This window comes from Candidatus Zymogenus saltonus, from assembly GCA_016929395.1.
Taxonomy (GTDB): Bacteria; Desulfobacterota; Zymogenia; order Zymogenales; family Zymogenaceae; genus Zymogenus; species Zymogenus saltonus.
The window spans coordinates 20,044-35,351 of sequence record JAFGIX010000014.1; the positions used below are offsets into that span (position 1 = coordinate 20,044).

Genomic DNA, 15,308 nt, shown 5'->3' on the forward strand with positions numbered 1-15,308 from the left:
ATCAACCACCCCCCCCTACAATCGACCGGCACCCTCCCCACACACATAATTGACCGACCCCCCCACCGCACAATCGACCGGCAACCTTACAGGTACTCGATCAGCTCTTCCTTGAGGCGCTCCCTCGCCCGAGAGAGTCTCGACTTTACGGTGCCTATATTGATGTTCAGAACCTCCCCTATCTCCTCGTAGTTCAGCCCCTCTAAATCCTTCAGGATGATGATCTCCCTGTCCTTTATCTTGAGCTTTGCGAGCTTCTCAAAGAGTATCCCTATAAGCTCTCTGTCCTCGGTGTAGTCCCCCGGGTTTTGTGTCCTGGGGATGATGTCCACCGTCTCGTCGCCCGTTATGTAGTCATGGAGCTCGTCGTTTCTGTAGTAGCCCCTCCTCGACAGATAGCCAATGCGGTTTTTTGCGTGGTTCACGGTAATACGGTAGAGCCACGTCGAGAACTTCGATTTGCCCTGAAAGGTCCCAATCTTCCTGAACACGGTGACGAAGACGTCCTGGGTCAGTTCCTCGGCGATGGCGAAGTTCCCGATAAAGCGTATCGCCGTGTTGAAAACCCGGTCCTTGTATTTTTTGACGATGATATTAAACGCCTCGTGATCCCCCCCCTGCGCCAGAGCTATCAGAGACTTTTCATCGAATGTATCCTCCCCGTTTTTTATCACTCACATCCCTCAGAAAATATGACTTTGGAAATATGGAATGGTTCCACAAAAATGAGAATTATAATATTAAAATTCAGGCAAAATTCATGTAAAATTCGGGCCTAAAATTCAGTCCTCTCATTGACCATGTTCATTGTTTTGAGGATTAACTTTTTCGTTTTTTCGACAAGGTTCAGGGATCCAAGCTCCTCAACGGAAAAGAAACGGGCGTCCAACGCGTCGCTCTGGGCCTTCAGCTCTCCACCGGTCGGCCTCACCAGGTAGCCGAGCAAAAAATAGTGATATTTTATACTGCCCCCCTCCTCCCTCAATATGACATCTATCACATCGACGAGGGCATCTATCTTAACATCGAGGCCGGTCTCCTCCCTGGTCTCCCTGATCGCGGCGTCCTCGGCGCCCTCCCCGATCTTTACCTTCCCCCCTGGGAACGTCCAGATCCCGAACCCCGGCTGTTTTCCCCTCTTTATCAGGAGAACCTTCTTCCCGTAGATGACTATCGTGCCGACACCCAATACGGGCCGGGGCGGATATTGCCTTTTCATGTAAGAAAATTAGCATATTTCCGTAAAAAAGTCAAAATTAAGAAAAAAAACTTGATTATTTCTTTTAAATGTCGTATAATTATTCCCTCAAAGAGCTATAATTAAGGTATATTTAGGTGTAATTATAAATAATTAAATTCAATTAGACATAAATACTGCAAAATAGTTCTATATAAAATATTATATTTTGTAATCATGTTACGGGAAAATTTTAGAAAGATCGGCGCTTTTATCCTCGCCTTCGCCCTCCTCTCATCACCAAACATCTATGCGGCTGGGACCGGCTCCTCCAAGGCGGAGACGGTATACAAGGCCGCAAAGAAGAAATACGTCTTGATGAGGGTCTCGGAATCGAAGGTGAAGCTCAGGGACAGCTGGATAGACGTCATTGACACGTTCCTTTCGGTGTATCTCGAATATCCCGAGTCGGAGAGGGGAGACGATTCCCTATATATGGTGGGGAGGCTTTACGAGGAGCTTTACGGTCAATCGAAAAATTCTATGGATCTCTACCGGGCGATAGAGATATATGACAAGCTTACACAGGAATATCCTGACAGCAGGCTCGCCGACGACGCCCGCTTCAAGATCGCCGAGATATATCATTTTGGGCTCAAGTCTCCGGATTACGCCTTTAAAAACTACCAGAGGGTCGTAGACGAGTATCCGAAAGGGGACATGATGCTTACAGCCGCGGAGCGCCTTAAATCCCTCGCGAAATACGCCGGGGAGAAAGCGATCGACGAAGGGGCCCCCAGGGACGTGAAAAAGGAGGAGGTTAAACCGGATATAAAAACCCACAACGGCACGACCGTAACCGACATCCGCACCTCGTTCGACGGGGAGAAGACGAGGGTCGTGTTTGACCTCTCAGAGAACGCCGAGTACACCTACGGCCATCTGAAGGACGACCCCCAGAATAACCTCCCGAACCGCATCTACGTCGACATAAAGAAGGGGGCGAGGGGAAAAAACCTCAAGGAGAAGATCGTCTTGAAGGACGGCCTTGTGACGGAAATCAGGACGGGGGGCACGGACCCGGGGTTACTGCGCATCGTCATGGATATAAAAGGTCCTTCCGATTACAAGATCTTCCCCCTGAAATCCCCTGACAGGATCGTAGTGGATATATTGTCGAAGGAGGATGACAAAGGGGAGGACGTTACTAATACAAAAGAAGAGATAGATGTAACTCCTCCGAAAAAGACCCCCAAGACCGATATAAAGGTAGTCGTTATTGACGCCGGGCACGGCGGCAGGGACCCGGGCGCGGTAGGGCCGACCCGATACTACGAGAAGACGGCCAACTACAAGATAGCCAATTACCTGAGGGAATACCTGAAGAGCAGGCTGGGGCTTAAGGTGATAATGACAAGGGAGACGGACAAGTACCTGACGCTGAAGGACAGGACCGCCCTGGCAAACAAGTCGAACGCCGACCTGTTCATCTCCATCCACAACAACGCAAGCAGGGACAGGAGTGTCTTCGGCGTCTCCACCTACTACCTCGCCGTTACGTCGGACAGAAAGGCCCTTGCGGTCGCCGCAAGGGAGAACGACACGACGATCGAGAGGCTGACTGAGCTTGACTATATCCTCACAGACCTGATGGTCAGCGCCAAGAGGAACGAGTCGAGCCTACTAGCGAAGTTCGTTCAGGACGGGATGGTTTTATCTCTTAAGGACGGTTACACCGACATAAAGGATGACGGTATCATGCAAGGGCCGTTCTGGGTCCTGGTGGGGGCGCAGATGCCCTCGATATTAGTGGAGTGCTCCTACATCTCCAACGTCAGGGAGGAGAAGCGCCTCAAGAGCGAGAGTTACCTCAAGAAGATCGCATACGGAATATACAAGGGATTTGAGAAATACATCAACGAGATAGACAAGGCGAAGGAGAACTGGTAATGACCGCCGATACAGACGGCCTGATCGACAGGTTCATGAACAATATCAGGGTAGAGCGGGGCCTCTCCGTAAACACCGTCTCCGCCTACGGCACCGATCTCGCCAAGTTCGCCGAGCACCTTTCACGGGTACAAATCGACAATATCGAAGAGGTAGGCGAAGACACCGTCATCTCGTTTCTCAAGACTCTCGACGACGAGGGTATATCGACGAGGAGCAGGGCTCGCACTTTAAGCACCCTGAGGACATTTTTCAGGTTTCTCCTTGTCGAGGGGATAATGGACTCCCACCCCCTGGAGCTTATGGAGTCCCCCGGATTTACGAAGAAGCTCCCCGAATATCTGACGCAGACCGAGGTGGAGAGGCTCCTCTCGGCCCCCAATATCGACATCCCCTCCGGGATCAGGGACAAGGCTATGCTGGAGATATTATACGCCTCGGGACTCAGGGTCTCGGAGCTTCTGGGCCTGAAGTTAAACGATGTCAACCTCGAATACGGCTATCTCGTGGCAAAGGGTAAGGGTAAAAAGGAGCGTCTCGTTCCCATAGGGGGAGAAGCTCTCTTCTGGCTCGAGCGCTACGTAAGCGAGGTGAGGCCGAGCTTGGGGAGGAGGCGGGAGGACTACATCTTCCTGAACAGGAGGGGGGGGAGCCTATCCCGGCAGTACTTCTGGAGGCTGATAAAAAAGTACGCAGATTTCGCCGCGATCAAAAAAGAGATAAGCCCCCACACGATTCGTCACTCCTTTGCGACGCATCTCCTCGCCGGGGGCGCGGACCTCAGGTCTGTTCAGGCGATGCTCGGCCACGCCGACATCTCCACCACCGAGATATACACTCACGTCGACAGGAGCAGGCTGAAGACCGTCCACAAGAAATACCATCCACGCTCATAAAACCTCATTATTTTTTTACATTGCATCCCCTTGACTAATCACAGTAAAATCTGTTACTATTTCCAACAAATTTAAATCCGGAGCGATCAATGAAAATAAAAACTGGAGCGTTGATCCTGTTTTTCCTCCCCCTATTTACGCTGTTACTCCTGCCCGGCGGCGATTTGGGCGGTGCCGGCGCGCAGCAATACTACAACATAGTAAACACTGTAAGCAGAAACAAAGACCAGAACGCCGTCACCAACATTTACTCTTTTGATGGATGCGTCTGGGTCTGCACGGAGGGGGGAGCTCTCAGCTACAAGGACGGCTGGAAGAAATACACAACGGCAGACGGGCTTGCCCACAACCTCGTAACCTCGATGACGGTGGACAGCAAGGGGAGGCTCTGGTTCGGCACGAAAGAGGGCCTTACGATGTACGACGGCAAGTGGAAGACCTACAGGGATAAGGACGGCCTGCCGAGCAACACGGTCTTTGACGTAATCGAGGCCGACGACGGCACAATCTGGATTGGCACAAAAAACGGCATCGGAAAATTCGACGGCAATAAGTGGGTAAAGATAGGGATCGGGGACGACATAGCATCCCCCATCATAAACAGGATAGTCAAAGACCCAGCGGGACTGTTATGGTTCGGAACCTACAGCATGGGAGTGGGCATCATCGACTCGGGGAGGTGGGTGGTGATAGATGAAAAGGACGGGCTTTTGAGCAACCTCATATCTTCGATCGCCTTCGGCAAAGACGGGGAGGTCTGGATCGGGACATCTATGGGAATCGTCATGCTCAAGGAAGGGAAGGTAAAGGAGAGGTTTACGGTAAAAAACGGCCTTTTATCCAACACTATAACGTCTTTGATGATCGACTGGGAGGGGAGGCTCTGGTTCGGCTCATGGGGCGGCGGCGTGGGCATATACGACGGTAAGAGCTTTAGGTTCATCGGCACCGACGAAGGAATAGTTGACGACCGGGTGACCTCCCTGGCGATCGACGGTAACGGCGATATATGGATAGGCTGCTGGGGTGGGATAAGCAGGATCGTGCGGGAGTGACACTGGCTGCGGGCTGTTTTGATCGGGGGTAAGGGTACAGATAGATGGGTGAACATAGTGATTTGTGTAGTCGGTCTTCGGACTTTGTTCGTCGTCCTGCCAATAATTAACATATGTACTTTATATGCATTATTTATAACAATATAGTCATTATATATAATGGATGATTTCTTATTATATAATTTATTAGCCATTCGTTATATAATACTTGACATATACACTGCAACATGCTATATTTCCCCACATATAGTTGATTTTTTAAAAAACAGAGAGGCAGGAATTCCAGGATTTCATCTTTTATGATGTAATTTGGAACTTCATCACTTTGCAATTATCCTTAGTGCATCATAAAACAAGGGCGCCGGTGGGATCTACCTTCTCCACGTTGGTGCTTTTTTTAATTTGAATGAAGATACAGTTATGTTTAGGCAACTAATACAAGAAGATAATACTTGCATACTAAAAGGACTATAAAAGGAGGTATTAGAAATGGAGCCAATGTGGGAAAAAATAATAGTCGGAGCCGTCTTTTCGTTTATGAGCATACTCTTGCCAATTGTCCCTGCGTATATACTTTATAAATTTCTTCCTTCAAAGGCATCCGCAAAGGGGCCTTTTAAGGGTCTATCGCTCCAATTAAAGGGAGCATTTGCAGCATACTTTTTACTATTCATTTCTCTAAGCGGTATGTTGGTCGCCTACTTGTTAAATACAAAATCTGAATCCGAGATATATGATTTATGGAAAATTAGAGGTTGGGTCAAGCTTGAGGAAGATGGCGATGAATCAATGGTTAATTATACCATTAGTCCAGAAATTTTAAAAGTTGATCCGGGCAAAGTTGGTAACTTCATTATTACAGGTGTGCCATTACCGGCAAAAACAAGTGGAGTTATATCGCCAACAAAATTGACTATAGAGATGGAAGGTTATGAAACCATAGAAATATGTCTTGACAAAAGGAAGCCTGGTGTAAGTACAGATTATGAACACGAAACCGTAGAAGAAGTAAAATTTGATGAAATAAGTAAAACTATCACGATTAATAGTAGTAGTAGTCCAATTATCCAAAGAAAACTAAAAGAAAAATACAATCCAAATCCACCCCCAACATCGATTGAGAAAACTCCAAAAACAACTTATAGCAATAACGATATAGTTCGTGGATCGATTATTGATGTAACTACTGAAGGAAATACAAAACCCATCGAGAATATACCTGTAACACTATGTAATAGTAAAGGTGAGGATTGTTCTTCTCCTGTGTATACAGACTCAAAAGGGATGTATTACTTTTACGAAGTCCCACCCGGAGACTATATTTTAAAAATATGGATAAACGGATATGAAATGGGAAAACCACATATTCACAAAGTTGAAGTTTCGGACTATCGAAAATTAAATATTGTAAAAACTCCACATACCGATCCAAAGACATTTGAGTTTCTTAATCCTTCATATACTAACGTAAAGAGTTTATCTATTGTACCAAATGACTTTAAAAAATAGATTTCTATCAAAATTTTTGTAAAGGCTAACTTGTCTTGAACTCTGGGGTAAGTGCAGAAGATCATTATTACAACTTAAGAAAAGCAACTATAACTCTATTTTCCATGAAAGTGATCCTCTAAATCTAATCTAATCTAATCTAATCTAATACGAACCTCTATCAGTTACTATCATTAATAACCGACTTCTCTAACTTATCTCCTGAAATCTACATTCAGATCGCTGTTGAAAATCGATGCGGCCTTAATTCGTTTTGAGAAACACCTGTCTCTATAATATCGGAATATCGGCCAAAAAATATCGTCACTATAATAAACGCTAAATACAAAATGATTCGACTTAAGGTATCATTGGAGTTTAAAATTGCATCACAGATAGGGGAAGACCGACTTTTTTACCATCTCGAAGTTCCGCTCAATCTCTCCTTTCCCCGCAACCACCTGCATATGCCCGGGAAGGAGATACTCGACGTCGAGCTTCGAGACCCGCTCGATGCTCTCCTTCAAGAGAGCGCTGTTTCCCCCGGGGAAATCCGTCCTGCCGACGTTCATGTAGAAAATCAGGTCGCCGGAGACAAGGACCTTCTTCTCCGGCCAGTATAGGCAGACCGAGCCAGGGGAGTGCCCCGGGGTTATGTAAGCCTCGAATTGGACCCCACCTATTTTGACAGTCCCGTCTTCAATAAACCGGTCTATCCTGTATTGGGGGATATCAAGCCCGAAGGCGGGGTAGAACTTCAAGCCCACATTCTCCAAAAAATCCGCCTCCGCCCGGCTCATCACGATGTTTACCCCGTCCACCTCCAAAAAGGCCTCGACCGCCTCGAAGTGATCCGGGTGGGAATGGGTCAGAAATACATTCTCAATATCCGCCGACTCAATTCCATCCTTGGAAAGCCTCTTTAACAGCTCCGGGAAAAACCGAGTCAGCCCGGGGTCGATCAACATCTTGGCGTCGCCGCCGATGTAATAGCTGTTGCAGTTGTTCTCGAACATATCAGTCCAGGGATAGGCGAAAAGATCGTCCATAATTTTCATTTTTGGCTCCTGAGTTCCGTTCTAACTTCGGCCACAAAAGGTTTACTATATTACCAAAAGAGCCGCTTAAAAGACAAGCGTTTTTGGGATATTGTTGAGATTGTTTGAAAGTAAAATAAGGGATTACACCAATTGACACATTTATGAAAGCCGATGATATCCCCCCATCTACAGATTCATAGGCCTTCTTCCTCGGAAAACATTCGGCACAATATCTAATAGTTTCGTCAAATACAAAAAGGATTAAAGTCAAGAAGCAATTTCACACCCCGATTTCATCGGGACTTCAGAGCCACTCCACCTTAGCCCGATTTCTAGCCGGCATTTTAAGATATTTACTCTTCTGGTATCCTACCGCCACGCACCCGAAGACCTGGTTTCCCTCCGGGACTCCTATCTCCTTCACTATTTCTGGGGAGTGTGGAGCCGCCCCCACGAAATATCCGATGATCGTGGCGCCAAGGCCCATGCCCTTGGCCATCATAACGATGTATGACACGGCGTAGTGGCAGTTTTCCGCGGCCGAGGGATTTGTCGGATCGGCGTGGACGACGATGACGGCCGGCGCCCCGCGGAAAATGCGGTCTTTGCCCGCCCGGGAGAACTCATAGTTGAGCCTCGCCCCATGCAGAAGCCCCTTGAGATATTCGGGAAGGCTTTCCCGATTACCCTCGAGGGCATCGGCCATTTTACCGTAGAACTCAGAGGTGATCTTAGACAGCCTCATTACCCTTTCTTTATCGCTGACCACGATGAACTCGAAATTTTGCCAGTTGTGGGCGGTTGGGGCAAACCTCGCCGTATCGATAAGAGTCTCCAGCTCCTCCTTTGGAACCGCCTTGTCCCTAAAGGAGCGGCAGCTCCTCCGTGAGCGCAAGAACTGATACAGAGTGTCCCTGTCGATCTCCATCCCCTTTTTGATCTCGACGAACTCCGATGTCTCAAGGCCGGAATGGATAACCGCATCCACGGGACATACGCAGATACAGTGCCCGCACAGGATACAGTGGTCACGGTAACGGGTTAAAATCTCCTCCGACTCCATATAGAAGATATGGGCCGGGCACGTCTCCACGCAGGCGCCGCACCTGGTGCACTTGTCAACATCCACGCCGATATAGAAAGATTCGCTTCCTCCCATCCTTTTAAGTCCTCGATATAGATTAACGTTTCAACGCCCTTTAAAAAGCCCCGCAAGGGAATTTGATTCCACTCAGTTCTTAATTAAAAATCAAGTGGACTTCATCACGATGCCTAGGACTATATTGGCCGCCTCGTCCGCCCTGTCTGCACAGTTCGAGAGGTGTCTGTAAATCTCCCTCATCTTCAACATAAATATTGGGTCCGTTCCACTGAAAAGATCGGAAAGCGCCTGACGATACGCCGCCTCCATCTTGTTTTCGTACTTCTTTGCCTTAACCGCGTGATCGTTGGCGATCTTCGGGTACTCCTCGAGATACTTCATCGATTTCTTCAGTTCCTCTCCTGCCCCTATCAAGATGTTTACCATTTTTTTGACGTCATCGTTGGCCTTGAGATCATATATCTCCAGCTCCACGACCGTAGAATTGGCATAGTCCATCACGTCATCGAGGGCCCGGGAGAGCTGGAAAATGTCCTCGCGGTCGAAAGGCGTCACAAAGGTGTTGTTAAGCTCCTCTATCAAGACCCTCCTCTCCTCGTCCCCCTTCTTCTCGAGGCCCTTGACCCTGTTGACACATTTTTCGCATTGATCTTCCGCATAGTGTTTCAGGGCATTTAGCCCCTCAAGGGAGTTCTCCGCCTGTCTCAACAGATGTCCGTAAAAATCCGGTTTGCTTTTAAACAGTTTCATAAGTGCTCACATATGGTATCTATTAATAAATATATTCCGGCGCCGATTACCACGGTCGACGGCACCGTAATGAGCCACGTTGCGAGGATGTTTCCTACCACCTCCCACCTGACGGCGTTGGCCCTCTCCGCCGTCCCCGCCCCCACGATCGATGACGACACCACCTGGGTCGTGCTGACGGGGAATCCCAGAAGGGCGGAAAGATATATAATGACGGCCGACGACGTCTGGGCCGAAAATCCGTGAACGGAGCGAATCTTATATATTCCGCCCCCCAGTGTCTTCATTATCCGAAAACCCCCGGTGAGCACTCCCAGGGAGATCGCCGAGGCACAGCTTATCTTTACCCATATGGGAATATAGGAACCGCTCCCCCCGTCGTAGAAAAATCTCATCGCTTCGGGGTTTTGATGATAGAGAATTATAAGGGCCAGCGTGATAACTCCCATGGTCTTCTGGGCGTCGTTTGTGCCGTGACTCAAAGAGAGCGCCGCGGAGCTCGCAATCTGATACCTGAGAAAGTTCCTCCTCACCGTTTTGGGAGAAAACGAGCCGAACAGCTTGTGCGTCATCTTTGTCAAAAGAAAACCGAAGACTATTCCGAGGATGGGAGAAAATATCAGAACCAGAAGCACCTCGATTATCTTCCACCAAATCACCGCCTCGTAACCTATGGAAATCAATACCGCGCCCATTAATCCGCCGATAATTGCGTGGGTGGAACTTGACGGCACCCCGCGGTAACCGGCAAGGACGTTCCAGCCTAAGGCGCTCAAAAGCGCCGCCCATACCACGTTTATATCAAGCTCCACCGCCTTGATTATCCCCTGGGTGAAGGTCTCTGCAACCGCAGTGCCCAAAAAAATGGCCCCCGTGAACTCGAAAAAAGCGGCCAAGATAAGGGCCCACCTCGGCTCGAGGGCCCCGGTAAAGACCATCGTGGCGACGATCCCCCCGGAATCGTTGAATCCACAGGTGAACTCAAAGGCGAGGGCTAATATTATCAAAGAAAAGAATAATATAAGAAATGTCGTTCCTATCTACTCCTCCAATACTTACAATTTTTTACCCTGTTTCATTATCCACTTGTAATTCAATATCACCCAACATCACTCATGTGATAAATATTGATCATCATAATTGGGCACTTGGCGTTTCGGATTACCCTCTCGGCGGTGCTCCCGAATAATACCCTCTCGAGCCCGGACTGCCCGTGGGACCCAATCAGTATCAGGTCCGCGTCCTTCTCCTCCGAAAACCTCAAGATCTCCTTATATGCATCCCCCCTTGAGAGGATTAATTCATAATCGGTCTTCCCCTCTAATTTTTTACTGCAATAGTCCTTCAGCTCCATTTCGGCGACCTTAAGGATCTCCTCCATCACCCTGTCCAAGGAGACATGGGGGACCGCGATGTATGAGTACCTGCTGAAATCCTCGACTATATGTATGATATACAGCTTTGCTCCGAATTTCTCCACAAAGGTTACCGCATACTCCATTAGCAGATCCGAGGTCTCCGAAAAATCAATCGGCACAATTATTTTGTCAATCTTCTTCATAAAACGCACCTCCAAAAATTCGCGTATCTTACATCAACATCATTAAGGACAAATCGCCACATTGGTTATTACCAGGTCCATTCGGTCCGCCCCGCATCCATGCCCCTCTTTACACCCCAGGTAATCGACCTCAAAGACCTTCTCTACCTTAACAATCCCGTAGGGCGGCGCCTTTTCGCTGAATTTTACGCTTGCAAAGGGGACGGCCCCCTTTTTAAAAGTCACCTCAAAATCGAAACACCTTGTCTTTCCGGTTGTATTATAGAAGACCCCTTTCAAAACCATCGTACAATCGGTACAGCTTTGACCGTAGGCGACGAACTCCTTGGAAACCATTATGATATCACGATTTTCGTCATACGGCCGCGCCTCCGGCACAAGCAAAATGGAGAATATCAACAGGACTATAAGTCGCTTCATGATCAAATAATACCATAATATCCATAATAAAAGCAAGTGCCGCAAAAAAAACTTGACAGATTTACAACAATATCGTATAATTATGGCTAAATTATCTATAATTATATCAAAATATCAGTAAAAGTAGTAATATTATAGCATTGTAGATATTGTGGCACTTTAGATATTATAGCACTATAGATGTTTTAAATTATAGATACTTCGATTGTCTTCCAAATTTACCATCCCGGACAGAAAAATTATGGGTGTCGGGAATAAAAATAGAAATAGCGAATTGAAATCCTCCCTGAAGCGATTCTTCGTATTCTGTTCCTTTTTCTCCCTCCTTTTTGTATTTGTCTCAGGGGCCGGGGCCGACGCCGCAAAGGATAAGCTGGCCTACGCCCAAAAGAGTTACGAGGACCTTCAGAAATCGGAAAAGAGGAAATCCTACAAATCGCTCTGGCTTGACGTTATTAAGCAATTTGAATCCGTTGTCCGGAATTATCCCGACACCGAGGAAGGGGCCAAGGCCCTCTTCACCGAGGGGGTTATATACAGGGAGATGTTCAACTACTCGATAACCCTGGGAGAGCTCTACAAATCGGAAAAGACCTTCAAGCGGTTTTTGAGGGAGTACCCAAAACACCCCCTCTGTGCGGACGCCCAAAAGAATATCAACGAGATAAAAGAGCAGAAGGAGAAAAACAACCTCATCAGGGTCAGCACCGTAAAGCCAGATCCGAATGGTTTTCCCGGGCGGGACAAGGCCCTGGCAAAGGACGATAAAGAGGAGAAGCCGAAAAAGAGAGTCAATAAATACCTTGCCAAGAAGGAGGATTCTACGCCTCCCCAAAAACCGGACAAGACGGAGGTAGCCAAGGTGGAGACACCCCCTCCGAAGATCGAGGAGCCTGTAAAGACAAAGACGGTAAAGCACCAAGCGCCTCCCGATAAAGAGGAGCCTCCCAAGATGGATGTGGCAAAGGTCGAGTTGCCTGAAACCTCAGGGGACGAGGATTCAGCTATAGAGGAGAGTTCCGTAATAGACAGCGGCACCGGCGGTGATTTCGTCGCCGAAAACGACCCCTCGCTCCCCACCGGGTGGGAATCCAATGAAAATGTAAAGCTGGCGTCGGCCGAGCCCCCGAATGAGAGAAAGGAGGTCGTAGTCGACGAAAATCCACCAGTCAAAACCGAGACGGCAAGCGGGGCGCCGCACGAAAGCCGGCCGAACAGATCCACGGCGGACCTCCCGCCTCCCCCCCAGGCGCTGCCCCAGCCCCAACCCATCGCTGAGGTCATGACGATCCGCTTCTTCTCCGACACCGATCACACAAGGATCGTTGTGGACACCGATTCGGGCATTACATACAAGGGGGCCTCCCTACCAGAGGATAACGATGTGGGGGTCGGACCGCGGATATATATCGACCTTTTCGACACGAGGCTATCGCCCGGGCTCGATTCCCCGATCACCATCGGCGACGGCCTCGTGGAAAGGATTCGCTGGTCGCAAAACAGGGAGAAGATCGTCCGCGTGGTTCTCGATCTGGACATTGCTGCCGAGTACAACGTCTTCAGCCTCAAAAATCCTGATCGGGTCGTAATCGACGTCTTAAGGAACTGACGCCCCGCCCCCCTCCGACCCCCCCCTCAACTTTTACCCAAGCTTTTTTTACGTGGCCCTTCCGGCAAAAGATTTAAAAAAGGGAAACCGCCCTTATATCCAAAAGATATAAGTGACAATTTCCCCCAACTTTAAAAGTATCGTCCCCGAAGGCGGTCAGCCTATTTTTTATACAGAAAAAACCGGGCCGTCTGAGACGGCCTCAACGCCGTTCCGCCCTTTCACCTGTCCAATATAATTACCGCCGACACCTTATCCCATCCACCCCGATTTTTAATATGCAGTCCCGGAAAACCTTCGACCTGCTTGAGACCCAAAGGCCCGGCCCCGCCGATCTCCCACTCCTCACAAAAAGGCCGCCGTCCCACCAAAAATATCCCTACCTCACCCCTTCTCTCCTCATACGTTCAACACCCCAACCTTCCCCACCGAGCCTCCACCTCCTGATCCCACTTCCCGATCCCCCCCGATCCCCCCTCCCGATCCTCCTTCCCCCAGCGGGATCGAAGCACCCGGCCACACTAAGTAATATCCTATCACACTTTCCACCCACTTATTCCTCGTCCGCTCCTCCTCCCAATCATACAGTCATCCATTCACCCTTTCCCTAATAAAACCTTACAAACCCCCACCACTCCAACCCCTTATGAGGCTATCAACTGCTCGAATATCTTGACGGACTTGACAGCGTCCTCTCCGTAGGCGTCGACCTCCATCTCCTTTGCGAGCTTGTCGGAGGTACACGCACCCCCGATGGCTATCTTCACCTTGTCCCTCAATCCCGCCTCCTTCAGTGCGTCCACGGTGTCTCTTATTCCTCCTATCATGGTCGTGAGGAGGACCGAGAGGCCCAGGGCGTCCGCGTTGTTCTCCTTGACGGCCTTTACGATATCGGCCTCGTTGACATCCACGCCTATATCTATTACCTTGAAATCGGCGGCGGACAGCAGCATCGCCACGATGTTCTTTCCTATATCGTGAATGTCTCCTTTTACGGTGGCGATCACGACCGTTCCCTTTTGTCCCATCGCCCCGGAATCTACCTTGTCCTCCAAAACCGTCATCCCCTCCTTCATCACCTCCCCCGACAGGATTAGGTCGGCCAGGTAATATTCCCCCTCGTCGAACCTCTTGCCGACCTCCTCCATCCCTTCGCCCATCCCGTTCTTTATGATCTCCCATGGTTCGAGGCCGTCTTCAAGGCCAGCCTTTACCAGATCCTTTATCGAATCCAAATCCAGCTCCACAATGGCCTCTTTTATCTTCCGTAAGGATTCTGACATAATTTATTTACTCCTTTAAACTTAATCCACTATTTCTAAATAATCCATACTTTACGGTCAGGCGATTTTACCACATGACGGATTTTGTTGTGTAAAAAAAACGACTTCCGATCTTTTTATCTGTCTAAACAAAAATCTCCTTATTGCGGAACTTTGTCAGGTATTTTCTCGAGTGTCTGTCCTTGCCGACGAGCATCTCCGCAACGACGGCCGTGGTCATCAGCCTTTGGTCGAGGGGGTCTGCTATGGCGGCGTTGAGGCCGTGACTTATGGCGACGGCGAGGAAGGTCCTGTTAACGAGATACCTCTCCGGCAGACCGTAGGAGATGTTGGACAGCCCGCAGATGATGTTGACACCCTCGATATTCTCATGGATCTTTCTTATGGTGTCCAGGGCCTTGAGGCCGTTGTTGTTGTCGACGCTTATCGCCTCGAGCAGCGGATCGACGAATATCCTCTCCCTCTTGACGCCGAGCTTCTCCAGCGCCTCGACGATTCGCTCGGCGTTGTCAAAGGCCTGAGCGGAGTTTTTCGGAAGGCCCCTGTCGTCGAGGCTCAACGCGATTATATCGGACTCCCTGGCTTCTATGGCCGGCCTCATCTCCTCGAACTTCTTCGACTCCAGGGATACGGAGTTGATCATAGGAGTGTTTTTAACCTTGTTTACACTCTTCAGGATCACCTCGCTGCTGGAGCTGTCAAGGGATATCCTTGCGTCCTCCACGACGCTCTCCACAATATCCACCATCCAATGGAGGTCCTGAACTTCCGTCTCCAGGTTCGCTCCGGCGTTCAAATCGATGAAGTCGGCGCCCGCCTCGAACTGGTCCTTTGCTTCCTTCGCGATCAGTGCCTCGTCCTTGTTCTCGAGGGCTTGGCGGATACTCTTTCTTGTCGCGTTAATCCTCTCTGCTACTATAATCATCTACAACTACCTCGCTTCTCCTTAAAGCTTAATCATCCCAATATCTTTCGCT

The 15,308-nt window shown here is 49.0% G+C and carries 16 protein-coding genes; 5 read left to right on the plus strand and 11 right to left on the minus strand.

Annotated features, from left to right (window positions below; translation table 11 throughout):
* Window positions 1–86: 86 nt before the first annotated feature.
* The gene (locus JW984_02950; GenBank protein MBN1572136.1) at window positions 87–674 is read right to left on the minus strand and encodes a sigma-70 family RNA polymerase sigma factor; all 588 of its coding nucleotides are present in this window, start codon (window positions 672–674) and stop codon (window positions 87–89) included.
* A gap of 101 nt (window positions 675–775) precedes the next feature.
* Complete coding sequence (locus JW984_02955) at window positions 776–1,219, minus strand: NUDIX hydrolase (protein MBN1572137.1); 444 nt, start codon at window positions 1,217–1,219, stop codon at window positions 776–778.
* Between the two features lie 195 nt (window positions 1,220–1,414).
* Between JW984_02955 and JW984_02960 the strand changes: the two genes are divergently transcribed.
* The 4 genes from JW984_02960 to JW984_02975 all read left to right on the plus strand — a co-directional run bounded on the left by JW984_02960 (window position 1,415) and on the right by JW984_02975 (window position 6,587).
* On the plus strand, window positions 1,415–3,127 hold the full coding sequence (locus JW984_02960) for an N-acetylmuramoyl-L-alanine amidase (protein ID MBN1572138.1): 1,713 nt from the start codon (window positions 1,415–1,417) through the stop codon (window positions 3,125–3,127).
* Entirely contained in the window at window positions 3,127–4,023 is an 897-nt protein-coding gene (gene xerD, locus JW984_02965) for a site-specific tyrosine recombinase XerD (GenBank protein ID MBN1572139.1), read from the plus strand. Before JW984_02960 ends, xerD begins: the two co-directional genes overlap by 1 nt.
* A gap of 89 nt (window positions 4,024–4,112) precedes the next feature.
* On the plus strand, window positions 4,113–5,078 hold the full coding sequence (locus JW984_02970) for a hypothetical protein (protein ID MBN1572140.1): 966 nt from the start codon (window positions 4,113–4,115) through the stop codon (window positions 5,076–5,078).
* 489 nt (window positions 5,079–5,567) lie between these two features.
* Window positions 5,568–6,587, plus strand: a complete 1,020-nt coding sequence (locus JW984_02975) for a carboxypeptidase regulatory-like domain-containing protein (protein ID MBN1572141.1) — start codon at window positions 5,568–5,570, stop codon at window positions 6,585–6,587.
* A gap of 368 nt (window positions 6,588–6,955) precedes the next feature.
* Here JW984_02975 and JW984_02980 read toward each other — a convergent pair whose 3' ends face one another.
* The 6 genes from JW984_02980 to JW984_03005 all read right to left on the minus strand — a co-directional run bounded on the left by JW984_02980 (window position 6,956) and on the right by JW984_03005 (window position 11,439).
* Window positions 6,956–7,624: an MBL fold metallo-hydrolase gene (locus JW984_02980; GenBank protein ID MBN1572142.1), complete on the minus strand. Its 669-nt coding sequence runs from the start codon at window positions 7,622–7,624 to the stop codon at window positions 6,956–6,958.
* 286 nt (window positions 7,625–7,910) lie between these two features.
* On the minus strand, window positions 7,911–8,765 hold the full coding sequence (locus JW984_02985) for a nitroreductase family protein (GenBank protein MBN1572143.1): 855 nt from the start codon (window positions 8,763–8,765) through the stop codon (window positions 7,911–7,913).
* A 90-nt stretch (window positions 8,766–8,855) separates the two neighbouring features.
* Window positions 8,856–9,458, minus strand: a complete 603-nt coding sequence (locus tag JW984_02990) for a DUF47 family protein (GenBank protein ID MBN1572144.1) — start codon at window positions 9,456–9,458, stop codon at window positions 8,856–8,858.
* Window positions 9,455–10,465, minus strand: coding sequence for an inorganic phosphate transporter (locus JW984_02995; GenBank protein MBN1572145.1), 1,011 nt, complete (start codon window positions 10,463–10,465; stop codon window positions 9,455–9,457). The genes JW984_02990 and JW984_02995 overlap by 4 nt, the downstream gene beginning before the upstream one ends.
* Before the next feature lie 92 nt (window positions 10,466–10,557).
* Complete coding sequence (locus JW984_03000) at window positions 10,558–11,019, minus strand: universal stress protein (GenBank protein MBN1572146.1); 462 nt, start codon at window positions 11,017–11,019, stop codon at window positions 10,558–10,560.
* A gap of 42 nt (window positions 11,020–11,061) precedes the next feature.
* On the minus strand, window positions 11,062–11,439 hold the full coding sequence (locus JW984_03005) for a hypothetical protein (protein MBN1572147.1): 378 nt from the start codon (window positions 11,437–11,439) through the stop codon (window positions 11,062–11,064).
* Between the two features lie 274 nt (window positions 11,440–11,713).
* Between JW984_03005 and JW984_03010 the strand changes: the two genes are divergently transcribed.
* Complete coding sequence (locus JW984_03010; protein ID MBN1572148.1) at window positions 11,714–13,048, plus strand: AMIN domain-containing protein; 1,335 nt, start codon at window positions 11,714–11,716, stop codon at window positions 13,046–13,048.
* 379 nt (window positions 13,049–13,427) lie between these two features.
* Here JW984_03010 and JW984_03015 read toward each other — a convergent pair whose 3' ends face one another.
* From JW984_03015 to JW984_03025, 3 genes are all read right to left on the minus strand, one after another.
* Window positions 13,428–13,601, minus strand: a complete 174-nt coding sequence (locus JW984_03015; GenBank protein MBN1572149.1) for a hypothetical protein — start codon at window positions 13,599–13,601, stop codon at window positions 13,428–13,430.
* A gap of 91 nt (window positions 13,602–13,692) precedes the next feature.
* The gene (locus tag JW984_03020) at window positions 13,693–14,331 is read right to left on the minus strand and encodes a cobalamin-dependent protein (protein ID MBN1572150.1); all 639 of its coding nucleotides are present in this window, start codon (window positions 14,329–14,331) and stop codon (window positions 13,693–13,695) included.
* A 124-nt stretch (window positions 14,332–14,455) separates the two neighbouring features.
* Window positions 14,456–15,256, minus strand: a complete 801-nt coding sequence (locus tag JW984_03025; GenBank protein MBN1572151.1) for a dihydropteroate synthase — start codon at window positions 15,254–15,256, stop codon at window positions 14,456–14,458.
* Between the last annotated feature and the right edge of the window lie 52 nt (window positions 15,257–15,308).

Coding starts and splice junctions, on each gene's coding strand:
- JW984_03005 (MBN1572147.1), bottom strand. CDS start 11,439: ATGAAGCGACTTATAGTCCTGTTGATATTCTCCATTTTGCTTGTGCCG.
- JW984_02980 (MBN1572142.1), bottom strand. CDS start 7,624: ATGAAAATTATGGACGATCTTTTCGCCTATCCCTGGACTGATATGTTC.
- JW984_02970 (MBN1572140.1), top strand. CDS start 4,113: ATGAAAATAAAAACTGGAGCGTTGATCCTGTTTTTCCTCCCCCTATTT.
- JW984_03025 (MBN1572151.1), bottom strand. CDS start 15,256: ATGATTATAGTAGCAGAGAGGATTAACGCGACAAGAAAGAGTATCCGC.
- JW984_02985 (MBN1572143.1), bottom strand. CDS start 8,765: ATGGGAGGAAGCGAATCTTTCTATATCGGCGTGGATGTTGACAAGTGC.
- xerD (MBN1572139.1), top strand. CDS start 3,127: ATGACCGCCGATACAGACGGCCTGATCGACAGGTTCATGAACAATATC.
- JW984_02975 (MBN1572141.1), top strand. CDS start 5,568: ATGGAGCCAATGTGGGAAAAAATAATAGTCGGAGCCGTCTTTTCGTTT.
- JW984_02955 (MBN1572137.1), bottom strand. CDS start 1,219: ATGAAAAGGCAATATCCGCCCCGGCCCGTATTGGGTGTCGGCACGATA.
- JW984_03020 (MBN1572150.1), bottom strand. CDS start 14,331: ATGTCAGAATCCTTACGGAAGATAAAAGAGGCCATTGTGGAGCTGGAT.
- JW984_02960 (MBN1572138.1), top strand. CDS start 1,415: ATGTTACGGGAAAATTTTAGAAAGATCGGCGCTTTTATCCTCGCCTTC.
- JW984_02990 (MBN1572144.1), bottom strand. CDS start 9,458: ATGAAACTGTTTAAAAGCAAACCGGATTTTTACGGACATCTGTTGAGA.
- JW984_03000 (MBN1572146.1), bottom strand. CDS start 11,019: ATGAAGAAGATTGACAAAATAATTGTGCCGATTGATTTTTCGGAGACC.